This window comes from Sphaerotilus sp., from assembly GCF_031429695.1.
In the GTDB taxonomy this organism is placed as follows: domain Bacteria; phylum Pseudomonadota; class Gammaproteobacteria; order Burkholderiales; family Burkholderiaceae_C; genus Sphaerotilus.
The window spans coordinates 1-24476 of record NZ_JANPAB010000050.1 but is presented as its reverse complement, the minus strand read 5'-3'; the positions used below and the strand labels follow the sequence as shown (position 1 = coordinate 24476).

The window sequence follows — 24476 nt, the reverse complement described above, 5'->3', positions numbered from 1 at the left end:
CTCGTTCGTGGTCAAGCCCTGGACTTATGCGGAACAGCGCCTGAAGGTCGCTCCCGGCCACGTCGACCTGGCCAAGGACGATCTCGCGCGCTTCGAACGGGAACGCACCCACACGGCACAGGTCGTCGCCACCTTCAGCGACACGCCGCCGAGCGGCCTGCAACTGCGCCCGCCGGTGCCGGGCCCCCGCTCCAGTTCGTTCGGCCTGCGGCGCGTGTTCAACGGCCAGTCGCGCAACCCGCACAGCGGCATGGACATCGCTGCACCGACGGGTACCCCGGTCGTGGCCCCTGCCGCAGGGCGCGTGGCCGATGTCGGCGACTACTTCTTCAACGGCGGCACCGTCTGGCTCGACCACGGCGGCGGCTTGCTGACGATGTACTGCCACCTGTCGGCCGTGCATGTGAACGTCGGCGATCTCGTGCGCACTGGCGACCGGATTGCCGACGTCGGTGCCACCGGCCGCGTCACCGGGCCGCACCTGCACTGGTCGGTCAGCCTGAACCGGGCGATGGTGGATCCGGGGCTGTTCCTGGGGAACTGAACCGGGCTGCGGCATGATGCCGGGCCACCTGCTCCCGAGTTCGCCATGCCCTCGTCCACCCGCCTCGTCTACTCCACCGAAGCTGGCCGTGTCTGCCCCGATTGCAGCCAACCGGTGCTGCAGTGCGCCTGCAAGAGCCGCTCTGAAGTCTCGCAGTCGGCCGACGGCGTCGTCCGCGTTTCGCGTGAGACCAAGGGCCGTGCGGGCAAGGGCGTGACGCTGGTGAAGGGCCTCGGGCTGGAAGGCGACGCACTGGCCGCGCTCGCCAAGGCGCTCAAGGCGACCTGCGGCAGCGGCGGAACGGTGAAAGACGGCGTGGTCGAGGTCCAGGGCGACCACTGCGACAAGGTGATCGCCTGCCTCGCGGCCAAGGGCTGGAAGGTCAAGCGCGCCGGGGGCTGAGTCAGTCCAGCGGCGCCATCCCGTGCCGCCGCCGCGCCCGGCCACACGCGTCATCCCCGCGCCCCAGCGGCGCCAGCATCCCGAACTCCCGGCACGGTCCTGGCCGCCATTCGTAGATGCCGCAACCGGCTTGCACGCCGACGGTGCCGACCAGCGCAGCGCAGCGCGGACTGGCGTGGTCGGTGCCCCGCATGCGGGCCGTGCCGGCGGTGACGTCAACGGTCAGGCCGTCGGGCACGCAGCCGCCGCAGGATTGCAGCTCGTGTGTCGAGAAATCGACCCGGAAACTCGCGCAGCAGGCGCCGCAGCTCAGGCAGGGGTTGGAGGTGTCGCTCATCGTGGGCGGAACGATAGCGCAGCCCGCGGCGTCCCTGCCGACCGCGTCACTGGGTCGCCTGCACCTGCCGGCGGCGTTCGATGTAGCCGGGCTGCACGGCCCGGGTGTTGTCCGGGCAGGCGCTGGTGCTGTTGCAGGCCGCGGCGTCGACCGTGTAGAGGCGCAGGGTCTGCACCGCGCCGGTGGTGGTTTCGCCCTCGTTGTAGACCGTCGACGTGCAGCGCACCGTGACGCGCATGCCCGTGTCTGCCGTCAGGTCCAGTGTCTGGCTGGCGCCGCTGCAGGTGGTCCAGCTGCCTTTGAGCGCCTGGTAGAGCCCCCATTCGGTACCGGCGCGGGCAGCGGCCCAGGCCCGGGCGCCGAGGATGTCCTGCGCCGATCCCGTCTGGGTGGACTGGCCAAGCCGCACGATGGCTGCGGCCAGACTCGCCAGCACGACCAGCACGAAGATCGCTGCGATGGCACCGAAGCCTGCGGATGAACGGGGATGTGGCCGTTTCATGGCACGTTCGACACATGGGCGCCCACGACCAGCGACACGCTTTCGTTGCGCCGGGTCAGGTCGAGCTGGAGGTAGACGAAACCGTTCTGCTGCGTGGCACCCTGGTTGGGGTCATAGGTGATCGTGCAGCGGCTCAGGCCCGTGAGCACGGTCTGGCCGCCCGCGACCGACGGACAGGCGCTCGGGTAGCTGGCGTTGAAGCCGTAGCCGGACAGGCGCACCAGGGTGCCGCGGGCAGTGCCGCTGGCGTCGAGCGTGCCGTCGGCGCCGCTGCAGACGTAGAAGACCGCCTGCTGGCTGGCGCTGACGACGCTGAAGCGCCCACCGTCGTAGCCGAGCGGGAATTGGGTGGGCGTCAGGCTCAGGCGGTGCAGACCGAAGGCGGGCGCCGGGGTGGTGATGGCGGTCAGCGCGGCGCGGCTGGCGCCGCTGTAGACGTCGTTGGGCGACTGGTTGCCGATGACCAGCCAGTCGCCGACCGCCGGCAGCGTGGACAGCGGCGTGAGCACGTCGAGCGTGCTGGTCAGTGCGGTGGTGTCGAGCGGGGCGGAGCAGGTGGCCGATGGGGTACAGCCGGGGCCGCTGTCATTGGCGGTGTCGGCCGCCATGCGCAAACGCCCGCCCGCCAGCGTGGGCACCATCTCGACACACTGGCTGGACGGACTGCGCATGGAGTTCGGCACCGCCAGCCGCACGTCGCCCACCAGCCGGCGCAGCGCGGCGTCCGCCTGGGCCGAGAGATCGGCGCGGTTGCGGGTGGCGAGGTAGCTGTCGAAGGCCGGGCGGAAGAACACGGTGAGCGACGCGGCCATGACGCCACCGATGACGATCACCAGCACCAGCTCCAGCAGCGTGAACCCCCGGTCAGCTCGCATAGTCCAGCCGCCAGCCGGTGAGCGTGAGCTGGTCACTGCCGCGGCGGACCGTCACGTCGATGCGCCGCGCCGCCGACACGCCGCCCAGCGTGGCGGCGGTCACCGAGACGCTGACCGAGTAGCCCGCCAGGGCGCTGATGGGCACACCATCGATGGTGCAGACCTGGTTGGTGGTGGCGTAGCCGTGGTAGTCGAGCAGGTCGTTCCAGGTGTTGCGCGCACAGCCGCCGGGCGCGGCGTTGGTGGCGGTGGCATAGGGCTTGAGCTGGATCTCTTCGAGCATCTCTTCGGCGATGGCCAGCAACTGCTTGCGGACCACCGGGTCCGAGGAGCCACGGGTCACGGTCGAAAACGCCAGCATCACCCCCGCCAGCCCCACACCGATGATCAGGATGGCGATCACCAGCTCGATCAGCGTCATGCCGCGTGTCTGTCGCTTACTCGACATGGCCCGTCTCCCCGAGCAGCGTGATGGCGGTCTGGCCGGTGATGCTGATCTGCCAGGCGCCGGTGCTGGCCCCCGCGGCATCCACGGTGGCACGGCCGGTGGGCTGGAAGTACACGGTGCCGGCCGGACTGAGGCTGGTGGTGGTGCCGCTGCCGGTGGCGTAGGTGCTCTGGCCGTCGGGGCCGACGAGCGGGCTGGTGCAACTGCTCGCCGGATTGGCCGCCGCGATCTGCAGGCTCACCCCTCCGGTGGCGATGCTGACGCAGACCAGCCGGCGGTGGGCGACGGCGGTCTGGCGGGCGTTGCGCAGTGCGGCGATCAGCTCGCCGCGCCAGGCTTCGTCACGGAAACCGAAGACGCTGTCCAGGCTCGGCATGGCGAACACCGCCAGCACGGAGGTCAGCACGATCACGCCCAGCAGCTCGGGCAGCGTGAAGCCGGTGGTGGAGCGGCGGGAAGGGGGGCGGCACGGAGTCATCGTGGCTCAGTACAGCTCGCGCACATGCACGGTCTTGCGGGTCTCGGGGCTGGCGATGCCGAAGCTGGCGCGGGCGGCGGGGTCGCGGTCCCAGGTGCTGGCGCAGCTGCCATTGCGTCCACGCAGCCAGGGGAGACCGGCCCCGGTGCTGGCCGGATGGCTACCCAGGCAGCTCGCGTCCGTCGCCGTGCTGCCCAGGTTCAGCGCGATGTCCACGCTGCCGGTGCTGCCCGACGGGCTCGGTGCCGACAGGCTGACCGTGCCGTTGCCACCGAGGATCGTCACCGCGCCGGGCGTGGTGGTCCAGGCGGTGGTGGCGCTGCCCTGGTAGCTGAGGTAGTTGGTGCGCACGGTGGCGGTGGTCGGCACGGTGGTGCAGCTGTCGGCGCTGTTGAGCACCCAGGCGCGGCCGGTCCAGTACTGCGCCTGCACGGGCAGTTGCAGCGCGGTCTTTTCGGAGCCGTAGACGTTGGACAGGACCAGCCGTCCGCTGCGCAGGGGCATGGCCGCTTCGAGATAGCCGCTGGAGGACACGCTGTCGGCGTCGGTGGCACGCAGCGTCAGGCTGCCGGCCGCACCGAGCTTGTCGGTGTAGGTGTAGGCGGTGGAGGCGGTGGACGCTGCGCCCAGGCTGAAGCGGCTCGCCGCCAGCGTCGCGGTGCTGCCGAAGCTGCCGCGGCCGAGGCTGGCGGCGTCCGAGAGTGTCACCCCTTGCGCGAACGCCGGGCTCAGGACGCCGCTGCCGTCGTAGTTGACGGTGCGCGTCGGCGTGGCGAGGCCGTTCATGGCCAGCAGGCTGACGGTGAAGGGCTGGCCGGCGTAGCTGAAGCTGCCGCACGCCGGCGTGGCGACCACATCGAAGTGGTGCGGGATGAAGCGGCCGAGCGTGGTGCCGGTCGTGCCGGTGCTGCCCGCCACGGCGGTGCCGGTGCCCAGGTAGCTGACCAGATCCGCTTTCAGGTCGATGCGGCCGACCTCGCTCCAGACGAGGTTGCTGGCCGTGGCGCTGCCGCTGCTGAAGGTGCCGAGGTTGCCGGTGAAGGTGCCGCTGCTGCTGCCCGTGCCGGTGGGGGCGGCCTTGACATGGGTGAGCGTCGGGGTCTGCACCGTCGGCGATTCGCGGCCGAAGTTGGGCGCCGTGTTGCCCGCGCTGTTGCGGGCGCGCAGCGTGGCAGAGAAGGCGCTGCCGGCCTTGGTGGCGCCGGATGGCACGGACGTGAATTCGAACGAGGCCGGCGAAGCGATGAAGCTGGTGCTGCCGGTCATGCTCAGGCCGGTGTCGCTGGTGGCAGCGCCGCCGGTGTAGGTGCCGGTGAGCTGCACCTGGCCGACATCGGCGTAGATCAGTGCCGCGCTGGCCAGGCCGGTGGCGTCGAAGGTCAGCGAGGTGGCGCGGCCGGTGGTGTCGCAGGCGGCGCCAGCGCTGCCCGTGGCGTTGACCGCGGTGCCGCCGACCCGCACCGGCAGGGTGCCGGTGGACGGGTTCTGGTAGGCGCACTTCAGCGTGATCGATTTCGTGCCGGTGAACGCCGGGACACACTGGCTGCTGCTGTCCGACGAGCGCACGGCACGCACGGTCAGCGTGTTGCCGCTGCTTTCGGCGACATGGTTGGACGCCGCGAGCAGCAGGCCGCTGGCGCTGGCGGTGTAGGTGCAGGCGGGGCTGCCGAAGTTGCAGCTGGTGGCACCGCTGGCGGTGGGTGTGCCGGCGGTGGCGGACAGGGTGACGCTGCCGGCGGTGGTGAGCTGCACCCGGGCATTGGCCGAGCTGCTGCCGCTGGCGATGGCCACGGCGGCGGTGTCGGGCCAGACCACGCTGGCGCTGGAGGACAGCGTGGCGGTGACGCCACCGGTGTAGAGGGTGGAACAACTGGCGTCCTGGCAGGCGACGACGGTGAGCGTCGAGGGAGTGCAGGTCAGGCCGGTGCCGCTGGCGTGGCGCAGTTCCAGGTGGTTCAGCGACACCGTGCAGCCGTGGGTCTGGGCCACGTCGAGGGCCACCTGTGCCAGCGTGAGGTCGTAGTTGTAGAGCCGCACCTCGTCCAGGCGCCCGTTGGCCGAGTTCAGCGTGCCACCCGTGGAGGTCACCGTGCTGCGGTTGTCACCGATCATCAGCGAGCCGATGGTGGAGTCGATCAGGCCGTTGGTGGTGCTGGAGGTGGTGGCGACCTGGGTGCCGTTGATGTAGAGCTTCAGCGTGCTCTGGGTGGCGATGCCGGTGAGCGACCAGGTCGCGGCGATGTGGACCCAGGTGCTGGCCGCGAAGGTCTGCGCCGGGCTGGTGGCGGTGAGGAGGGTGCCGGCGCTGTCGGCCACCATCAGCTTCAGCACGCCGGCCTGGATGGAGAGGTGAAAGGGCCGGGTTGCGCTGGTGGTGGCGTCCGTCAGCACGCCGGTGGTGCTCGCCCAGGCGTTGTTGCCGGCGTACCAGAACGAGACCGTGCCTTTCGATCCGAGCACCGTGCTGACCTGCACCGAGGAATCGACACCCGCGATGGTGTTGTTGGTGTTCGACGGCACCGACAAGGCCCGGCAGATGTTGCCGCTGGCCGTGTTGGTGGCCGTGCCGACACGCACACCGTGGTTGTTGTTGCCGGAGCTGTCGGCGACCTCGCCGACCGCACCGCTCCAGGTCAGCTCGTCGAAGCGGAAATCGGCGACCTTGTTGGGCAGGGCGTTGGGGATGTACCAGCGGATGGAGCTGCCGCTGGCGTTGTAGCCGCTCTTGTAGGCGTAGAGCGTGTAGTCGCTGCTGCTGAGCTGCACGCCGATGGTGGCGTTCGAGCCGCTGGCGTTGGCGTTGCCGTACTGGTATTTGAACTCGCCGTTCTCAAGCAGGATGATCTGGAAGGTGTAGGGCGTGCTGGTGCCGTACTGGTACACCGCGTTCCATGACACCACGAAGTAGCGGTTCGGCGCCGTGCCCTTCTGTTCCCAGGTGACGTTGCCACCTGCGGCGGGATTCAGGTCTGCCCAGTAGGGCATCAGGACATTGGTCGTGGCGGCGGCGGTGCATCCGCTCTTGGCCGTCGCAGTGCCTGCTGGCAGGGTCGTGTTGGTGTAGTTGCGGAAAAAGCCGGTGTCGGAGCCGAACTGCAGCATGCCGTTGGACAGGATCCGCACGCTGCTGTAGGTGGTGCTGCCGAGCTTGAAGGTGAACCCGCCGGTGAAGCTGATGCTGGCCTGGTCGTCGTCGATCGCGTTGTTGACGCAGGACTGGGCCCAGGTCACTGCGTTGGCGGCCGATTCCCACGTGTAGGTGTCGCTGCGGGGCGCGTAGGTGCCTGCCTGCACCAGACCGGGCAGCAGGCACAGGCACAGCCACAGCCAGACTCCCTGAACGAGACTGCGCGCCGCCCACGACAGAGGCCTGGTCACGGCGCGCTGCCCTCCGTCCGTCAGGCTCAGTTGCCTGCAGCGATTGCGGTGAAGTTGGACGTCTGTCCGCCACCGGTCACCGTGCAGGTCGAGGTGCTGCCGTTGGTGGTGCCAGGATCGGTACCGCCCAGCGTGTAGCCGGTGGGCAGACCGCCTTGCAGCAGCCCGGACGCGTCGGCACAGCCGTCGATCTTGGAGCACTTGTTGGCGGTGACGACGTTGCCGGTTAGCGCGCAGCCGGCGTAGTTCAGGTTCATGGCCGATGCCGCCGCCCCCGCCACGCCTGCCACGCTGGCCGCCTGGGCATCACTCTTCATGTCGATGAACTTCGGCAGTGCGGTCGCCGCGAGTACACCGAGGATGACGATGACGACGATCAGCTCGATCATCGTGAAGCCGGCTTGACGTGATTTCATGGAATTGCTCCTGGTCTTGGACGGATGTCTGGCTGTGTGGAGGCGGTTAAGCCCATGCCTGTTGATTTCGGCAGGGGCGGGCCTTGACTTGAGGGCTGTCTCATGGTTGGGGTCGCTTCATTTGGCAAAAGCGGTCCGGCCCAAGTCCCAGACCGGCAGGAACACACCGAGCGCGAGGATCAGCACCAGCACGCCGAGGAACACGATCAGGATCGGCTCCAGCTGCGCGCTCAGTGTCTTCAGCTCGTACTGGACCTCGTTGTTGTAAAGCTCGCAGACCTCTTCGAGCAGTTCGTCGATGGCGCCGGTTTCCTCGCCGACGGCCAGCATCTGCAGCACCACCGGCGTGAAGATGCCGGTGACCGCCGCGGCGCGCAGCACGGACTCGCCGCGCTCCACGCTCTCGCGCATGCCCTCGATGCGGCGGGCGATGAACTGGTTGTCCACCGTCTGCGCCACCACCGACAACGCCTGCGAGATCGGCACCCCGCTCTTCAGCGACAGCGAGAAGCTGCGCGCGAACCGCGCCAGCATCGCCTTGCGCACGATCTTGCCGGCCACTGGCACGCGCAGCATCCAGCTGTCCCAGCGCAGGCGGCCTTCGGTGGTGGCGATCCAGGCCCGCAGCGCCACCACGCCGGCGATGGCGCCGAGCACGAGGAAACCGCCGTAGTCCAGCGTGAAGCGCGACGTGGCCAGCAGGATGCGGGTGGCCAGCGGCAGCGTCGCCCCGGCGTTCTGGAACACGGTGGCAAACGCCGGGATCACCATCACGTTGATCACGCCGATGGCCGCGACCATGGCGCTGACGACGAAGCTCGGGTAGCGCAGCGCGGCCTTGACCTGCTGGCGCATGAACAGCTCGAACTCCTGGTGGTGGAACAGGCGCAGGAAGATCTCGTCGAGCCGCCCGGTCATTTCGCCCACACGGACCAGCGCGATGTAGAAGTTGTCGAACACCCGCGGGTGCTGCGCCAGCGACATCGACAGCGCGATGCCGGACTCCAGGCTGCGGCGCACCTCCGCCAGCGTCGTCTTCATCTTGTCGCTGGTGGCCGTCTCCTGCAGCCCCATCAGCGCCCGCAGGATGGGAACCCCGGCGCGCAGCAGCGTGTTGAGCTGCCGGCTGAAGATCAGTAGATCGACAGGCGCGACCTTGGCCTCGAACAGGTGGGCCGGCAGCCAGCTGCTCAGGGTGGCGAGCGCATCGTCGCCATCCTCCACCGCGCCGGACGAACCGGACGAACCCGACTCGCGGATGGTCAACGGCGTGATGCCACGGCCGATCAGGGCGTCGGCGGCGGCCGAGGCATTGCCGGCCTCGATCGTGCCGCTGGCCGTGCCTTGCGAGGAATGCCCGGTCCAGGCGTAGCGCTGCATCATGGCCTCACCCCGCCGGTCCTTCGGCCATCTGGTGGCTCACGCGCATGGCTTCGGTCACGGTGGTGCGGCCGGTCAGCACGAGCCGGGCGGCGTCCTGGCCGAGCGTGTGGCCGGCCATCTGACGACGCGCGGCTTGCGCGAAGGTGAGCGGGTCGCCGTGGTTCATGGCCTCGACCAGCTCGCGGGTCATCTCCAGGATCTCGTAGACACCGGTGCGCCCGCTGAATCCCGTGTGGCTGCACTCGCTGCAACCGGCGCCACGGCGCAGCGGCGCGGAATCGACCGTGCGGCCGCACTGCGTTTCCAGCCAGGCGAGTTCGTTGGCATCCGGTCGGTGGACCTCGGCGCATTGCGGGCAGATCACCCGCACCAGCCGCTGCGCCAGCACCATCTGCAGCGACATCGCCACCATGTAGCGCGGCACGCCCATGTCGATCAACCGCGCCGGTGTCGACATCGCGTCGTTGGTGTGCAGGGTCGAGAGCACGAGGTGGCCCGTCAGCGCCGCACGCAGGCCGATCTCGGCAGTGGCCTGGTCGCGCATCTCGCCGACGAGGATCACGTCCGGATCCTGGCGCAGCGCGGCGCGCAGCACGCGGGCGAAGCTGAGGTCGATCTTGTCGTGGACCTGGACTTGATTGAGTCCTGGCAACCGGTACTCCACCGGGTCTTCCACGGTGATGATCTTGCGTTCGCTGCTGTTGAGTGCGTTCAGCGCGGCGTAGAGGGTGGTGGTCTTGCCGCTGCCGGTCGGCCCGGTGACGAGCACCATGCCGTTGGGCTTGGCGATGGCGCGGCGCAGCGCCTCGGCCACGCGGGGCGGCAGGTTCAGGTGGTCGATCGACAGCAGGCCGGAGCTTTGGTTGAGCAGCCGCATCACGATCGACTCGCCGTGCTGCGTCGGCATGGTCGAGATACGCACGTCGATGGCGCCGCTGCGCAGCGTCACGGCAAAGCGGCCGTCCTGCGGCAGCCGGCGCTCGGAGATGTCGAGGCCGGACATCAGCTTCAGCCGCAGCGCCACCGCGGCGGCGATCTTGGCGTCGGCCTCGGTCTGCACGTGCAGCACGCCGTCGATGCGGAAGCGGATGCGCAGCGAGCCTTGCTGCGGCTCGATGTGGACGTCCGAGGCCCGCACGCGCAGGGCCTCCTCGAACACCGAATACAGCAGCCGCACGACCGGGGCGTCCTCGGCGCTGGCGGTGTTCAACCCCAGCAGGTCGCCCAGGCTGTCCTCGACGATGCGCAGCTCGGTGGTCAGCTCCTGCGCCAGGCCGGCGATGGCTTCGGTGTTGCGGTACGAGCGGTCGATCGCGCCGAGCAGCTGGCTCTCGGCGACGACGATCAGCTCGATGTCGCGCTTGACGATGCGGCTGATCTCGTCGTAGGCGGTCAGGTCGGTCGGATCGGCCATGCCCACCCGCACGCCGGCCGAGGTTTCGTCCAGCACCATGGCGCGCAGCCGGCGTGCCTGCACTTCTGGTAGCAGCCGGGCGACTTCCGGGCGCACCGAGCGTTTGGCCAGATCGAGGTAGGGCGCACGCAGTTGCCGCGCCAGCGCCTGGGCGATCTGCACCTCGTTGACCCAGCCGCTGTCGATGAAGACGCGGCCGAGCTTGCGCCCGGAGCTGCGCTGCGAGGCCAGCGCCTCGGTGAGCTGTTCGGCGGTGATCAGGCCCTGCTGAACCAGCAGGTCACCGAGTCGGATGCGTTCGGGGCGGGCCATGCGGGTGGCGTCCGGTCAGCGGGTGGTTTCAGGGAAGGGGGCGATGCGCGCGCTGGGCGTGCGGGCATCGGCCTCGGGCCAGGCGCTGTCCTCGTGGATCACGGTGGTCTTCATCAGGATGACCAGCTCGCGCTTGCGCATGACGGTGGATTTCTGGCGGAACAGTCCGCCGACGACCGGCGCGTCGCCGAGGCCCGGCACCTGGCTGTTTTCCTCGCGCTGCTCCTGCTGCATCAGGCCGCCGATGGCAACAATCTGCCCGTCCTTGACGCGCACGATGCTGTCGGTCTCGCTGATCGTGCTGGCCGCCAGCGGCAGCTTGTAGGAGCCGAGCGAGCCGAGGTTGATCGACTTCTGCTTTTCGGTGACGGTGCTGATCGAGGGGTGGACGTGCAGCATCACCATGCCGTCCTTGTCGATCTGCGGCGTCACGTCGAGCGCGATGCCCGAGAAGAAGGGCTGCAGCGTCACCGAAGGCACCGAGGTGGTGGACGAACCAGTGGAGCTGATCGACGAGGACACGCCGGTCACGTACAGCTCGTCCGAGCCGACCTTGAGCACGGCCTTCTGGTTGTTGATGGTGGCGATGCGCGGGCTGGACAGCACCTGCACCTTGCCCTGGCTCTCCAGGAAGGTCAGCAGGGTCGAGAAGTTGGCATGCTGGAAGGCCACGCCATAGAAGGCCTTGCCTGAAGTCGCGGCGGTGGTCGTGGCCGCGGACAGGTCGAGCTGGCCAGTGCCGGACAACGTGATGCCGGGGGCGAGCGCGGCCAGGCTGAGGGCGCCGTTGAGGAAGTTGCCGAAGGCGCTCCAGTTGACGCCGGTCTGTGCGTCCTTGCTCAGTTCGACTTCGAGGATCTTGGCTTCGAGCATCACCTGGCGCTCGACGCTGAGCTGCACCGCCTCCAGGTACTGCGCGATCTGGCGCAGCTCCAGCGGTGTGCCCCGCACGACGACCACGCCGGCTGCTGCGTTGACGATCACCTGCCGCCGTTGGCTGCCTTGCACATCGGAGGGCAGGAGGGCGGTGAGCGAGTTCTGCACGTCGCGCCAGAAATCGTTGTCCGAGCTGGTGCGCACGTGGGCGGTGTCGTCCTGGCGGCTGCCGGGCACGCTGCCACCATTGCCGCCGCCGCCGCCGTTGTTGTTGTTCGCGTTGGCCACCTGAGCCGTGCCGCCACTGCCGCCCACCTGCCCGATCGAGCTGGAGGTGACGCGGATGTCGCTGGTGCCCTGGCGCCGGCCGGGCAGGTAGTTGACGCGGAACACCCGCGTCTGCACGGTGTTCGGCTGCACGAAGATGCGCCGCCCGCTGATGCGGTAGTGGAAACCGTACAGCTCGCGCATCGCATCCAGCGCGTCCAGCACGGTGGTGTCGCGCAGGCTCAGCGACACCGATCCCGTCACCTCGGGCGACAGCAGGATCTGCCAAGACGAGCCGGCGGCGATTTGCAGGAAGACCTGGGCGGCGGGCGCCTGGTTGACCGAGAGATCGAAGCGGCCCTCGGCCGATGCGGGGGGCGGCACCGTGGCTGGCGCAGGCGCGGCCAGCGGCGCGGTCGCAGCGAAGGCGCTGCCGGGATGTGCCATCAGCAGCCCGCACAGCAAGGCGCTGGCGATGGCGAGCGTGGTCATGCCTGGGGTCGAGCGGATCGAGCGGAAAGGGTTGTTCATGGCCATCAGGGTTCCTTGCGCGCGGTGTTCTGCTCGGACGCGGGCGCATTCGCGTGGGCGTTCGCGGTCAGGGGATCGGAGGTGGACGGTTCGACCATGGCGTACAGCCCGAGCCACTGCGTGCCACCGCGGGGCAGGCGCAGCCACACGCCGTCGGGGCGGATCTCCTGCACGGTGGCGTCGCCCAGCCGGTCGCCGGTGCGCAGCAGCCGGCCGTCGATCAGGGCGGTGGCGCTGCCGGGGGGGGCGTCGGCGGGGTGGTGCAGGGCCTGCACCCGTGGCACGGCGAGCGGCGCCGCTGGCACCGGACGCACCGGGCGCACGGACGCAGCCGGATCGGCGGGCATCGCGGTGGCCGTGCGGGGCAGCAGCAGGGTGCCGGGGCTGGCGGTGGCCATTCCGGCGGGCGGGCGGGTCGGATCGGGCAAGGCCGCGCGCGCTGCGCTGCCCGACAGCAGAACCCACAGCACCGCCGACAACAAGGCCGACAGCAGCGGGGTGATCATCAGCAGGCGTGCCCGGGTGTGCATGGTCAGATCTCCACCCAGTGGGCGTCGGTGCTCAGCGTGTGCAGGCGCAGCGTCAGGCGCACCTGGGGGTGCTGGAGCACCTTGAGTTGCAGGCTGCCCCACAGCAAGCGCTGCGGCGAGGCTTCGAGTGCGTGCAGGTAGTCGAGCAGGTCGGCGTAGCTGCCCTCGACCGTCAGCTCGACACCATGCCGATAGATCACCGGGCTGCCGCTGCCCAGTGCGGTCTGGGCCAGCGATTGCAGGCTGTGCACCTTCAGGCCGTGGTGCCGGCTCAGCAGGTGCTCCAGCAACGGCAGCATCTGCGCCGGGGTGACGAGATCGCGGGTAAGGCCTCGCGCTTCGGCCTCGGCCACGCGGGCCTCCAGCGCGGCCAGTTCGGTGCGCAGTTGCCGGGTATGGAGTGCCTTGCGCTCGCGCAGCGTGCGGCTGTCGGCGTCGAGCGTCTGCACGGCCAGCACGGACTGCTGCCGGGTCTGGCGCGCTTGGGTCCAGGCCCGCCACGACGGCGTGACCCACAGGTGGTCGATCAGCAGCAGCGACATCGCCGCGCAGCCGACCGTGATGAGCAGCCGCTCGCGGCGCGACAGCGCTGTCCAGCGCGCCGAGAGTTCGGGAGGAGGCAGGGCGAGCTTCTTCATGGCTTGGGGACGAGTGCGCCGGGCGTCAGCAGCACCTGGACCGCTGCCTGTGCGGCCGTGGCGGCTGACAGGGGGCCCGAAGCCGGTGCGGCTGAGTCGTCAATGCCGTGGCCGTTGCCCTTGGCTGCGTGGCTGCGCAGGGTGAATTCGCTGTAGGTCGCGCGTGGTGTGGTCTGGATGGTGCCTTCGGTGTCCGTGTCGCCGCCGCTGCGCCTGATGCTCAGCGCCGCGAACGATCGGCCCTTGAACCGAGGTTCGGCTTGCAACTGGCGCAGGTAGTCGGTCAGCATGGCTGGATCGGTCATGCGGCCCTGCAGCTCGATCGAGTCATCGGCCCCTTGCAGGGTCAGTCCGGTGATCCAGACCGATGCGTGGGCTTGGCGCGCCAGCGCTTCCAGATGCTCGGCATAGCCCTCGCGCCGGCCTGCACTGCCGTTGTCCAGCAGTCCCTGGATGCGCCGCAGGCCCGTTTCCTGGCTGCGCACGCGCTGCACCTGCGCGTCGAGGTGGCCGTCGGCGGTGTCGGCATCTGTCTGCTTCAGGGCGCTGCGTGCGATGTCGGATTGCTGCACGAGCGTGGCGGTTTCGCTGCGTGCCTGCCCGGCACCCCACTGCAGCACCGCGCCGGTCAGCATCCCCAGCGTCGCGATGGCCGCCTGCGCGACCAGCATCTGGCCGAACGTGTCGCGGTGCCGGCTCTGGCAGAGGCTGTGGGCGTAGAGGTTGAGTTGCTGCGGCATGGGAGTCCGGCGGAATCAGGCGCGGCGCAGCGCGGCGCCGATGGCGATGGGGGACACGGTCGTCGCGGTGAGGCCGTTGTCCAGCTCGGCGCCGGTGAAGTCGATGCAGTCCTCGATGCGCAGCCGCACGACCGGCACGTACAGCAGATCACGCACGTAGTCGGTGAAGGCGTCCGAGGTTTCCGTTGCCACCACCAGCCGCGACAGCGTGACCCGGCTGAACAGGCGCTCGAAGCTGTCCAGCGTGCGCTGCAGTTCCAGGCCGGCGCGGTCGAAGGCCTGCTGGCGCAGCGCCTCGTCCGGCTCGGCGATCTGGGCCGAGGTCACGTCGATGTGGCGCGCCTGCAGCAGCTCGCCGTTGGCGGTGATCACCAGGGTGCTGTGGGATTCGTCGATGAGCAGCAGCGCGATGCCGCGCCCGGGTTCCTCCAGCAGCGCGGCTAGGTTGCGCAGCGCGGTTTCCGGCAAGTCCATCACCTTCCACGGTGCCCGGGCGCGCAACGCAGTCTCGGCAATGGGGGCCACTTCCAGGCGTGGCGCCAGGGCGGCGAGCACCGAAGGGCGGCCGCGCTGGTTGGTTTCGGCGGGGATTTCAAGCAGGTCGATCTGTGCATCCGCCACGGGGAAGGTGACCAGATCGCGCAGCTGCCAGCGCACGGCGTCCGGCCAGTGTTCGCGCGGGACTTCGGGCGCGTCGGCCGGCAGGAGCTGGTACTGGTGGCGTTGCAGCACGAGCAGCCGGTCGTGGCGCTGCAGCGTGCGCTGTCGGCGCAGGGTCCGCAGGCTGGTCAGCGGCTCGGACCAGTCCAGGCGACAGGCCCAGCGCACCTGCGGCCGGCTGTCGGCCGGCCAGTGCAGGTAAAGCGCCTGGGCCGTGGTGCCGTGGGGAACCACGGCCACCCAGCCATCCAGCCGAGAACGTTGCAGCCAGGAGAACACGGGGGTTCGCTCCATCAAAAAGGATGAAGCGATGCTGCCTGCGTCGGTACCGGCGCCAGACCCGAAAAAGCGATGCAAAACGCGGCCACAAGGGGCCGCGTCGTCAGGGAGTGGGGAGGATCAGCCCAGGCGGGCGTGGTGGCGCTCGATCTGCGCGCGGACCTGCACCGGTGCGGTGCCGCCGAGCACATTCCGGGCGTTGAGCGAACCTGTGAGGCTCAGCACCTCGAACACGTCCGCCTCGATCCGTGCATCAAACCCTTGCAGCGTCGCCAGCGGCAGCTCCGACAGGTCCTGGCCCAGCGCGATCGAGGTCTTCACCGCGTGCGCCACCACCTCGTGCGCGTCGCGGAACGGCAGGCCCTTCTTGGCCAGGTAGTCGGCGAGGTCGGTTGCGGTGGCGTAGCCGCGCAGCGCGGCGCGCTCCATCGCGTCCTTCTTCACCGTCAGGCCACCGGCACGCGAGCCGTCCGCCGCCACCTCACCGCCGATCATCTCGGCCATGATGCGCAGCGTGTCCTTCACCGTGTCCACGGTGTCGAACAGCGGCTCCTTGTCTTCCTGGTTGTCCTTGTTGTAGGCCAGCGGCTGGCCCTTCATCAGCGTGATCAGGCCCATCAGGTGCCCGACGACCCGGCCGCTCTTGCCGCGGGCCAGTTCGGCCACGTCCGGGTTGCGCTTCTGCGGCATGATGCTTGATCCGGTGCAGTAGCGGTCCGACAGGTTGATGAAGCCGAAGTTCTGGCTCATCCAGACCACGATCTCCTCGGCCAGCCGCGACACATGCACCATCACCAGCGTGGCGAAGCTGGTGAACTCGATCGCGAAGTCGCGGTCGCTCACGGCGTCCAGGCTGTTCTGGCAGACACCCTCGAAGCCGAGCGTGCGCGCCACGCGCTCGCGGTCCAGCGGGTAGCTGGTGCCGGCGAGTGCAGCGGCGCCCAGCGGCAGGCGGTTGACGCGCTTGCGCAGGTCGGTGAGCCGTTCGGCGTCGCGCGAGAACATCTCGACATAGGCCAGCAGGTGGTGCGCGAAGCTCACGGGCTGGGCGACCTGCAGGTGCGTGAAGCCGGGCAGGATCACCTCGACGTTCTGCGCCGCCACGAAGACGAGCGAACGCTGCATGTCGTCGAGCAGCGCGGCGGTGGCGTCGATCTCGTCGCGCAGCCACAGCCGCACGTCGGTGGCCACCTGGTCATTGCGGCTGCGGCCGGTGTGCAGCCGCTTGCCGGCGTCGCCCACCAGCGTCGTCAGGCGGGCCTCGATGTTGAGGTGGACGTCTTCGAGGTCGAGCTTCCACTCGAAGGTGCCGGCCTTGATCTCGGCGTGGATCTGCGACATCCCGCGCTGGATGTCGGTGAGGTCCTGCGGGCTGATGATGCCCTGGGTGGCCAGCATGTCGGCGTGGGCCAGGCTGCCCTCGATGTCGGCCCGCCACAGGCGCTTGTCGAAGGTCACGCTGGAGGTGTAGCGCTTGACCAGCTCGCTCATCGGTTCGGAGAACAGGGCGGACCAGGCTTGCGACTTCTTGTCGAGTTGATGGGTGCTCATCGGGGCGGCTCAGGAGGATGCGGGGAGAGGGGACAATCGAGGAATCTGCCCGGATTGTAGAGAGCGCCCCTGTCCACCACCACCGAACCCGCCGCGAGCGACCCGAATGACCTGCCCGACGGCCTCTGTCAGGCGGGTGTGGTGCTGCGCACGCTGCTGTTCGTGCATGGTGTGGTGGCGCTCGGCCTGTGCTTCCGGGTGGAGACGCTGCGCCAGTGGCTGGTGGACGTGTCGGTGGTGGTGGCCGCGGTGCTGCCAGCGACGCTGGTGTGGCTGCTGGCCGCCTGTGCGCTGGGCCGGGCGGCGCGGCGCGGTGTGCCGCTGGGGGCGCAGTGGCTGGTGATGTGCGGACTGGGCGCGGCCTGCGGGGCGATGGCCTGGGGGCTGCTGATCGTGCTGGGGCAGATCACGGACGCGGTGCCGGGCGCCGTCGCCACGGTCGGCAGCGGCACCGCACTGGCCGCCGCGGTGTTCCACTGGCTGCGCCAGCGCACCCGGCTGCGGCTGCCCGCGGGAACACAGGCGCGGCTGGCCGAACTGCAGTCGCGCATCCGGCCGCATTTCCTCTTCAACGCGCTCAACAGCGCGATCGCGCTGGTGCGGGTCGATCCGGCGCAGGCGGAAGCCGTGCTGGAGGATCTCTCGGAGCTGTTCCGCGCTGCGCTGGTCGGCTCCGGCGAGCGGGTCACGCTGGGCGACGAGGTGGAGCTGGCGCAGCGCTATCTGGCGATCGAGCAGGTGCGCTTCGGCGACCGGCTGAAGGTGCGCTGGAAGATCGACCCGCTGGTGGCGAGCGCCCGCGTGCCCTCGCTGCTGCTGCAGCCGCTGGTCGAGAACGCGGTCAAGCATGGCGTGGAGCCCTCGCCCAGTGGCGGAGACATCCGCATCCGGGCGCAGGCGCACCACGGGCAGGCGCTCGTCACCATCACCAACACCGTGCCGGCAGGCCGTCCGCGCAAGGGCCATGGCATGGCGCTGCACAACGTGCGTGACCGGCTGGCGCTGCTGCACGATCTGGACATGCGCTTCGAGGCCGGGCCGATCGAAGGCGGGCGTTTCCGGGTCCGGCTGCTGATTCCGCTGGTCAAGGCGCAGCGGACATGAGGCGGGGCCGATGAGCGTGCTGCGTGTCCTGCTGGTCGATGACGAGGCGCTCTCCCGCCTGCGGCTGCGCAGCTTGCTGGCCGACTGTGTCGATCCGGCGTGTGTGGTGGTGGGCGAAGCCGTCACGGCGCCTGCCGCGCTGCATTGGCTCACGCTGCACCAGGCGGATGTCGTGCTGCTGGACATCCACATGCCCGGCATGGACGGGCTGCAGCTCGCCGAGCGGCTGCGCGGACTGCCGTGGGCGCCGGGGGTGATCTTCGTCACGGCCCATGCCGAACATGCGCTGGCGGCCTTCGAGGTCGAGGCGGTCGACTACCTGACCAAGCCGGTGCGCCGCTTGCGGCTGCAGGCGGCGCTGCTGCGGGTCGCGCAGCGGCTGCAGGGCTTCTCCGCCACCACACCGGCGCCGCTGGACACACTGCCAGCCGCCCCGGTGATCGTGGTCCACGAACGCGGCGAGCTGCTGCGGGTGCCGCTGGCCGAAGTGCTCTATCTGAAGGCGGAGCAGAAGTACGTGACGCTGCGCACCGCGCGGCGTGCCTTGCTGCTGGACGAGTCGCTGGCGGAACTGGAGGAGCGGCTCGGCGAACGGTTCCTGCGCATCCACCGCAACGCGCTGGTGGCGCGCCACGCGGTGGTGGCGCTGGAACGCCGCGACGGGGACGACGCGGCGGAAGGCTGGGCGGTGCGGATCGCGCCGACCGACGAATGGCTGGCGGTGTCGCGCCGCCAGCTCACCGCCGTGCGCGACATGCTGGCGGCAGAAGGGCTGTGAGCCCTTCGCACCGGCCGGGGGATCAGCGTTCGACGGCGCCGAGGTCGATCTTGGTGCCCTTGACGGTGCGGGCCACCGGCGTGAGGCTGCTGCCGAGCTGGTAGTTCACGCCGTAGGCGGCTGCCGCGGCCGGTGCCCCTTGGCCGATGTCGACGATGGCACTGCCCGCCAGCGGCGTGAACGTCGCGGCATCGAAGGGGATGGCCGCACCGGTGAGCAGGTTGGCCGTGCCCTTGACCTGGCCCTTGAGCGTCTTCCATTGCGTGGTGTCGGTCCAGCCGGTGCGGATCCAGTTGATGCCCAGGTTCAGGATGCCGTCGGGCGTGTAGGTCGGTGACAGCGAGTCGTTCTCGGCCTGGCGCATGTTCAGCTCCGTCACCGTGCTGTCGAACCAGAACACGTTGTTCCAGGCCTCCACCGTCTCCTGCGTGCTGGTGATCTGGAAGATGCGCGCGCTGGTGCCGGTACCGTGGATGGTGTTGTTGAAGAAGTACAGCGTGCCCTTGCGGAACAGCGATTCACCCCAGTTGGCGCCGGCTGGTGCGCCGAAGTGGTCACCGCCGTAGTGGAAGAAGCTGCCGTCATCCCCGTTCTTCTTGATCTGGTTGCCGTAGACGAAGCTGGTGCGGTAGGCCGGGGTGGCGAGTGCGGTGATGGGGAAATCCTCGGCTTCGACCATGTCGACCGCACGGGCCCCGCCTTCGATGCGGTTGTAGCGCACGACCATGCCGGCCGAGCGGTCCTTGGCCGAGTTGCCGAGGGAGCCGGCGCGCAGCGGGCCGTAGCGGTTGAACTCGATGACCATGCCCACGCTCTGCGTGTAGGTGGTGTGCATGTGGTCGTCGCCGACGATGCCGTGGCCCCACAGGTAGTTGCCGGCGATGCGGATGTCGCGGGTCACGGCGAAATCCCCGTCGTCGTTCGACTTGGTGAAGACCGCCATCTGGCAGTCGCTGATCTCGTTGTCGGCGATCAGGATGTTGTGGCCGCGGTCGATCCAGACGCAGGCGCCGAACGGGTCGTAGGCCTTGGTGGCACCGGCTGCGTTCTTGAAGGTGTAGTTGGGATGGCCGGCACGGATGTTCAGCCCGTCGATCGTGATCCAGCTCGGGTAGTCGGTGTACGTGCCGCTGGCGTTGGCCTTGATGGCGATGACGGTGCGGCCCTGGTGGATGTCACGGGTCTCGGTCGTGTTGCCGTAGGCGGTGCCGAGCGCGGTGCGGGTGGTGGCGCCGTTGCCGTCGATGATGGGGCGCTCGTTGTTCGGGCCGCGCACGCCGCAGATGCGCACGGGTGCGGCTTGCGTGCCGGAGGCGGCGACCATGAACTTGCCCTTGTACGGCGTGGCCGTGTAGAAGATGCGCACGGTGTCACCGGCCTTCAGCGCCTCCCAGGGAACCGTGTCGAGCGTGGTGTAGGGCTTTCCGGGGCCGACCTGGTAGTCGATGCCCTTGCCCGAGGCGACACACGCGGTCAGCGCGAGACCGTCCACCGGTGGGGCTGGCGTTGGCGCGGCCACGGGGGTCGGGCTGGGCGCTGGCACAGGGGCAGCGACGGGTGCTGGGCTGGGCGCTGGCGTGGGGGAGGCTGTGGGTGTCGGATTGGGTGTCGGGCTGGGGGATGCCACTGGGGGCGATGCCACCGGCGTTGGTGCGGGGGCGCTGCTGACCTCCAGCGCCGTGCCCGACTCCCCGCCTCCACAGGCCGTCAGTCCGCCGGTCAGCGTCAGGCAGGCTGCCATCCACAAGGTGCGCACATGCGCTGTTCTGGTCTGGTCCATCGGGTCCTTCTTCTGGGTTGCTGCAGGGATGGCAGCGAAGATAGGGGGACGGTCGGATGGCACCAGTAAGCAATTTTCTTTACTGTAACGGCTTTGATGACGCAACAAAAGTTCGCATTTTGGCCTGTTTTTGTAATTTTTCTACTTATCCCGTTTGGCGAGGAAATCGGTTTTCGGGCCTGAATCGTGCGCTGTTTCACGCTGAGTGGCACCGATGTGGCGCAGGCTGCAACCAGCGGTCACAGGGCGTAGCCAGCGATCCGGACGGTGGGTGTGCCGGATTGCCGCATCTCCACACCTCCCGTTGCAGACGAAGGGTGTTTGCATCGTCTGTGCGGCCGCCGCGCAAGGTTATTCAGCGTTCGACGGCGCCTCGTGCTTGAACTACCGGGACGTTCTCCTGCTAGTTGAGCTCGAATGCGCCCAGGTCCATCGCCCGACCGCTCTGGACCCGGCGCACGATGCCGGCCGGTTCAGCAAACTGGTGGCCCACCGGGGGCAGGTCGGCGGCGTTGTCGGCCAGGTCGGTGCCAGCCGCCCCTGCGCGCGGCCGACCGTCCGGGCCAAGCCCCGCGGCGGGTTGGCTCAGCAGCTTGCCCTTGATGGCGACCTTGACCTGCGAGGTCGGCGCGGCTTCGGCCCAGTCGCGGCTGATCCAGTTGGTACCGTTGAACTCGATGGTGCCGCCTTCGTGTCCGATGCGCATCTGCGTGGTGCCCTGGTTGATGAACACGTTGGCGCGGGCATCGACCTTTTGCTGCGCGGTCGGCATGTCGAACAGGGCCATGTACCAGGCCTGGGCCTGCGTGCTGCTGTGCAGGACGGTGTTGTTGTAGAAGTGCAGGGTGCCCTGGCGGAAGTAGCGTTCGTCGTTGTCGCCGCCCCAGTGGATCAGTTTGACCGAGGGTAGCCCGGGGTTCTTGAAATCGTTGACGATCAGGTTGCCGTAGACCCAGGCGTCCGGGTAGAGCGGGTCTTTCAGGATCTGCCGCACGCCGCCTTCGATCTCCACCAGATCGATGGCCCGCGCCGCGGCGACGATGTGGTTGAAGCGCACGACGGTGGCGCTGGAGCGGTCCTTCATCGACGAGCCCTTGGCGCCGGGGATGAGCTGGCCGATGTAGTTGCCCTCGTAGAGCGCGCGGGCGGTCTGCACGTAGAGGTTGTGCTCGAACCAGCTCCCCACGTTGCCGTTGTCCCAGATGCGGTTGTGGCGGATGAAGACATTGCGGCTGGCCTCGTCTTCGGACTTGCTGTTGACGAAGACGCCATTGCCGTTGCGGGTGATCTCGCAGTTCTCGATCGCCAGGTCTTCCACGACGATGGCGTAGATGGCCGCCGCGCCGCCGGAGAAGGTGCCGGTGCTGCCGTCCTGCGCGGTATAGCGGTTGTCCTTGTGGGCGCCGGTGAGCTTGAGGTTCTCGATGCGGATGTGCTTTGGCCGGCTGCCCCAGGCCTGGTCGCGCGACTTGTAGATGAAAACCAGGCCGAGTGCCTCGCTGTACTGCTTGCTGAAGAAGCTGGCTGCCGCGGCGTCGCGGGCGGTGACGGCGTTCTGGCCGCTGATGACCGGGCGGTTGCACTTGGCGTCGGTCACGCCGTGGACCACCACCGGCGCGTCGGCCGTGCCCTGCGCGCGGAGGCCGATCTTGGTGCGGTAGGGCTCGGCGCGGTGGTAGATGTTCACCACGTCCCCGGCGCGCAGCGACAGCCACGGCACATCGGTCAGCTCGGTGATCGGATGCCCTGGGCCGACGTGGTAGGTGGTGCCCGAGCCCGTGAGCGGCTTCGAGCAGCCGTCGGCGCTGACCGGCTCACGCGGAGCGGGGGGCCATGCGGTGTCCTTGGCCGGGGCGGACGCTGTCGAGGAGACCGCTTCGCCGGGTTTGACGGGCGTGGCCGCAACGTCCTGCAGCGGCGCACCGAGATCGCCGAGGAACTGCCCGGACTCGCCGCTCGGTCCGCCCGTCTGGGTGCCGCTGTTCGTGGTTGGGACGATGACCCGCTGCGCCTGGCCAGATGGTGCCATCAGCGTCAGCCCGAGGGCCAGAAGCAAGGCAGAGAGTGGTGAACGGGGTGGCATCGGTGAACTCCTTGGGCAGACGACAGGGGGCTGCGCTAGCATGCGCGCCATTCTCGACTGCCCACCTTTACGCCATGTCCCTGCGGCTGATGCACATTGTCGATTCGCTCGAATTCGGGGGCCTCGAACGGGTGGTCACTGATCTCGCCATTGAACAGAAGCGCCGAGGCGACACGGTCTGCGTGTTCAGCCTGCTCCAGACCGAGGGGTTGAAGCCGGAGCTTGAGGCGGCGGGCATCGAGGTCATCATCGGCGGCAAGCGCGACGGGGTCGATCTGGCGCTGATCCGCCACCTGCGCCGTGCCATCGCCGAGCGGCGCATCGAGTTGGTCCACGCCCACAACTTCGTGCCCAACTACCACGCCGCCGCCGCCACCTGGGGGCAATGGCGCCGGCCAACACTGGTCTGCAGCCTGCACGATATGGGCCTGCGCCTGGACCGCGAGCCGCGGCTGCGGCGCTTCTTCACTTGGTCGATCGGACGCACGGCCGGCTTCGCGATGGTCGGCGCGCAGGTCCACGACCGCTATGTCGGTGGCGGCATGGTGCCGGAGGCCAAGGCGACGACGGTGCTCAATGGCATCCCGGTCGATCGCTTTCGCTGGACCCCCGAGCGGCGCCACGACGCGCGTGCGCGCCTGGGTGTGCCGCAGGATGCGCTGCTGATCGGCGCAGTCGGTCGGCAGGTGGGTCTTAAAAACCACGCATTGCTGATCGAGCTGATGCCGGCGTTGCTGGCGCGCCATCCGTCACTGCGGCTGGCGCTGGTCGGCAGCGGGCCGCTCGAAGACACGCTGCGCGCGCAGGCGCAAGCCGCCGGACTGGGCGACCGCGTCCTCTTGACCGGCCAGCGCCGCGACGTGTCCGACCTGACGCCCGGTTTCGACATTTTCGCGATGCCATCGCTGACCGAAGGCCTGTCGATCGCGCTGCTGGAGGCTTGTGCGACCCGGCTGGCCATCGTCGCGACGGCGGTGGGCGGTAACCCGGAGATCGTGCACGACGGCCAGAGCGGTCTGCTGGTCCCGCCCGGGGAAGGCCCGCCGCTGCTGCATGCGCTCGACACGCTGCTGTCCGACGCCCCACGGCGTGCCCGGCTCGGACAGGTGGCCTGCGACTGGGTGCATGAACACGGCTCGTTGGACACGTTGTTCAACGCATTCCACCAGTTCTACGAAGGGGCCCGAAGCCGCTGATCTGGATCAAGGCTGTTGCACATGCAGGGCATTTTGAAGGGCACTGAGATAAGTGATCAGGAGCTGTGAGAAAAATGGCCAGGAAGAAGTCGGAAGAGGCAGGAAGTCAGGGCATCGACTGAAAACTACTTGCAGCCAGTGAACACCATCAGGCGGGGCAATCAACCGCCGTTCAGCCCTGCGAATTTCGGTACGCCTGCACCAGCGCCGCCCGCGCCGTGGGCGCCCTGCCACTCGGATCATCCTCATCATCCAGCGCCGTGTAGACGCTGACCGACTCCCGGCCACCGGGGTGATGCCATCGCTCGATGCGGAGGCGGTCCTGGCGCAGGATCCAAGCCAGCAGTTCCTTGTCCGTCACGATCGCTGGGGTGCTCATGTCTTGCCGTCAGTCGGCCAGCGGATTCTTGGATTCGCCGAGCACCCAGCGCAGAGCTTCGGCAACACCTTGCTCATACGACATGCCCGGCCACTTGCTGCCTTCATCCATCGCCGCATCAGCATCAGCGATAGCGTCCAGCATTTCGTCGCGATTCGGTTTGGTACTCATCACAGTCTCGATGGTGTCGGGAATGGCTCAGAGCGCCTGCTGGTGCAGACGCTGCCTCAGCGCGTAGCCCATCAGAGCCCAGATCTTGGCGACGGCGTTCTCGCGGGCGATGCGCCGGCCGATCTCGGCATTGAAGTTCGCGGGTGAGGCACACGCAGATTCGCCGGTCACGGTGAAGCCGTTGCGTAGGATCAGCACGCAGAATGTCAGGAGGGACAGGGTACCGAGCACGGCACTGTCGCCGGGGTGCCGTGAGTGGAGCTGCAGGGATGCAACAGCGCCGTTATTAACACCCTAATTAGAAGCAGTACACTGGACCATTGACCGGAAAGAGGTGAAGCCGATGACAACGCCAGACGGACGCCAACTCTCGGAAGAGTCGTTGCAATTGCTGCGCCGCCAAGCACACCGACTGCGGCACGAG

25 protein-coding genes are annotated in these 24476 nt (G+C 68.8%); 5 read left to right on the top strand and 20 right to left on the bottom strand.

Features of this window, described 5'->3' with window-relative positions:
• Both RMP06_RS08635 and RMP06_RS08630 read left to right on the top strand, forming a co-directional pair.
• Positions 1-544 (top strand): M23 family metallopeptidase (locus RMP06_RS08635; protein ID WP_310461367.1); only part of this gene is annotated, 544 nt, incomplete at its 5' end.
• Between the two features lie 45 nt (positions 545-589).
• A complete protein-coding gene (locus tag RMP06_RS08630) occupies positions 590-946 on the top strand; it encodes a translation initiation factor Sui1 (protein ID WP_310461366.1) in 357 nt (118 codons plus the stop codon).
• Position 947: 1 nt separating this feature from the next.
• On the opposite strand, the gene RMP06_RS08625 is transcribed toward RMP06_RS08630, so the two are convergent.
• The 15 genes from RMP06_RS08625 to argH form a co-directional block, all read right to left on the bottom strand.
• Positions 948-1283 carry a YkgJ family cysteine cluster protein gene (locus tag RMP06_RS08625; protein ID WP_310461365.1) on the bottom strand — a complete coding sequence of 112 codons (336 nt, stop codon included), beginning with the start codon at positions 1281-1283 and terminating at the stop codon, positions 948-950.
• A gap of 46 nt (positions 1284-1329) precedes the next feature.
• Complete coding sequence (locus RMP06_RS08620; RefSeq protein ID WP_310461364.1) at positions 1330-1785, bottom strand: MSHA biogenesis protein MshP; 456 nt, start codon at positions 1783-1785, stop codon at positions 1330-1332.
• The gene (locus RMP06_RS08615) at positions 1782-2660 is read right to left on the bottom strand and encodes a prepilin-type N-terminal cleavage/methylation domain-containing protein (RefSeq protein ID WP_310461363.1); all 879 of its coding nucleotides are present in this window, start codon (positions 2658-2660) and stop codon (positions 1782-1784) included. The genes RMP06_RS08620 and RMP06_RS08615 overlap by 4 nt, the downstream gene beginning before the upstream one ends.
• A complete protein-coding gene (locus RMP06_RS08610) occupies positions 2650-3108 on the bottom strand; it encodes a type IV pilus modification PilV family protein (protein WP_310461362.1) in 459 nt (152 codons plus the stop codon). Before RMP06_RS08610 ends, RMP06_RS08615 begins: the two co-directional genes overlap by 11 nt.
• Positions 3098-3586: a pilus assembly FimT family protein gene (locus tag RMP06_RS08605; RefSeq protein WP_310461361.1), complete on the bottom strand. Its 489-nt coding sequence runs from the start codon at positions 3584-3586 to the stop codon at positions 3098-3100. The genes RMP06_RS08610 and RMP06_RS08605 overlap by 11 nt, the downstream gene beginning before the upstream one ends.
• A gap of 6 nt (positions 3587-3592) precedes the next feature.
• Positions 3593-6964 carry a DUF6701 domain-containing protein gene (locus RMP06_RS08600; protein ID WP_310461360.1) on the bottom strand — a complete coding sequence of 1124 codons (3372 nt, stop codon included), beginning with the start codon at positions 6962-6964 and terminating at the stop codon, positions 3593-3595.
• A gap of 26 nt (positions 6965-6990) precedes the next feature.
• Positions 6991-7380 (bottom strand): type II secretion system protein, encoded by a 390-nt coding sequence (locus RMP06_RS08595; RefSeq protein WP_310461359.1) that lies wholly within the window; start codon positions 7378-7380, stop codon positions 6991-6993.
• A 117-nt stretch (positions 7381-7497) separates the two neighbouring features.
• A complete protein-coding gene (locus RMP06_RS08590) occupies positions 7498-8760 on the bottom strand; it encodes a type II secretion system F family protein (RefSeq protein WP_409050129.1) in 1263 nt (420 codons plus the stop codon).
• A 7-nt stretch (positions 8761-8767) separates the two neighbouring features.
• Positions 8768-10489: a GspE/PulE family protein gene (locus RMP06_RS08585; RefSeq protein WP_310461357.1), complete on the bottom strand. Its 1722-nt coding sequence runs from the start codon at positions 10487-10489 to the stop codon at positions 8768-8770.
• A gap of 15 nt (positions 10490-10504) precedes the next feature.
• Positions 10505-12163: a pilus (MSHA type) biogenesis protein MshL gene (gene mshL / locus RMP06_RS08580; protein WP_310461356.1), complete on the bottom strand. Its 1659-nt coding sequence runs from the start codon at positions 12161-12163 to the stop codon at positions 10505-10507.
• Between the two features lie 5 nt (positions 12164-12168).
• Entirely contained in the window at positions 12169-12693 is a 525-nt protein-coding gene (locus RMP06_RS08575; protein WP_310461355.1) for a hypothetical protein, read from the bottom strand.
• Positions 12694-12695: 2 nt separating this feature from the next.
• Complete coding sequence (locus RMP06_RS08570) at positions 12696-13331, bottom strand: hypothetical protein (RefSeq protein WP_310461354.1); 636 nt, start codon at positions 13329-13331, stop codon at positions 12696-12698.
• Positions 13328-14071, bottom strand: coding sequence for a PilN domain-containing protein (locus RMP06_RS08565; protein ID WP_310461353.1), 744 nt, complete (start codon positions 14069-14071; stop codon positions 13328-13330). Before RMP06_RS08565 ends, RMP06_RS08570 begins: the two co-directional genes overlap by 4 nt.
• Before the next feature lie 15 nt (positions 14072-14086).
• Positions 14087-15010 (bottom strand): hypothetical protein, encoded by a 924-nt coding sequence (locus tag RMP06_RS08560; RefSeq protein WP_310461352.1) that lies wholly within the window; start codon positions 15008-15010, stop codon positions 14087-14089.
• A gap of 120 nt (positions 15011-15130) precedes the next feature.
• Entirely contained in the window at positions 15131-16561 is a 1431-nt protein-coding gene (gene argH, locus RMP06_RS08555) for an argininosuccinate lyase (RefSeq protein WP_310461351.1), read from the bottom strand.
• Between the two features lie 141 nt (positions 16562-16702).
• Here argH and RMP06_RS08550 point away from each other — a divergent pair, with 141 nt between their 5' ends.
• Positions 16703-17665, top strand: coding sequence for a sensor histidine kinase (locus RMP06_RS08550; protein ID WP_310461350.1), 963 nt, complete (start codon positions 16703-16705; stop codon positions 17663-17665).
• Positions 17666-17675: 10 nt separating this feature from the next.
• Complete coding sequence (locus RMP06_RS08545) at positions 17676-18443, top strand: LytR/AlgR family response regulator transcription factor (protein WP_310461349.1); 768 nt, start codon at positions 17676-17678, stop codon at positions 18441-18443.
• A gap of 22 nt (positions 18444-18465) precedes the next feature.
• Here the strand turns inward: RMP06_RS08545 and RMP06_RS08540 are convergent, their stop codons facing one another.
• Both RMP06_RS08540 and RMP06_RS08535 read right to left on the bottom strand, forming a co-directional pair.
• The gene (locus RMP06_RS08540) at positions 18466-20223 is read right to left on the bottom strand and encodes a right-handed parallel beta-helix repeat-containing protein (RefSeq protein WP_310461348.1); all 1758 of its coding nucleotides are present in this window, start codon (positions 20221-20223) and stop codon (positions 18466-18468) included.
• A 403-nt stretch (positions 20224-20626) separates the two neighbouring features.
• The gene (locus RMP06_RS08535; RefSeq protein WP_310461347.1) at positions 20627-22279 is read right to left on the bottom strand and encodes a right-handed parallel beta-helix repeat-containing protein; all 1653 of its coding nucleotides are present in this window, start codon (positions 22277-22279) and stop codon (positions 20627-20629) included.
• Positions 22280-22380: 101 nt separating this feature from the next.
• Between RMP06_RS08535 and RMP06_RS08530 the strand changes: the two genes are divergently transcribed.
• On the top strand, positions 22381-23502 hold the full coding sequence (locus RMP06_RS08530) for a glycosyltransferase (protein ID WP_310461346.1): 1122 nt from the start codon (positions 22381-22383) through the stop codon (positions 23500-23502).
• Between the two features lie 172 nt (positions 23503-23674).
• On the opposite strand, the gene RMP06_RS08525 is transcribed toward RMP06_RS08530, so the two are convergent.
• Genes RMP06_RS08525 through RMP06_RS08515 form a run of 3 tightly spaced genes read right to left on the bottom strand, consistent with a single transcriptional unit; the run spans position 23675 to position 24283 of the window.
• A complete protein-coding gene (locus tag RMP06_RS08525; RefSeq protein WP_310461345.1) occupies positions 23675-23881 on the bottom strand; it encodes a hypothetical protein in 207 nt (68 codons plus the stop codon).
• Between the two features lie 9 nt (positions 23882-23890).
• Entirely contained in the window at positions 23891-24052 is a 162-nt protein-coding gene (locus RMP06_RS08520; protein ID WP_310461344.1) for a hypothetical protein, read from the bottom strand.
• 27 nt (positions 24053-24079) lie between these two features.
• On the bottom strand, positions 24080-24283 hold the full coding sequence (locus RMP06_RS08515; protein ID WP_409050126.1) for a Gp49 family protein: 204 nt from the start codon (positions 24281-24283) through the stop codon (positions 24080-24082).
• Between the last annotated feature and the right edge of the window lie 193 nt (positions 24284-24476).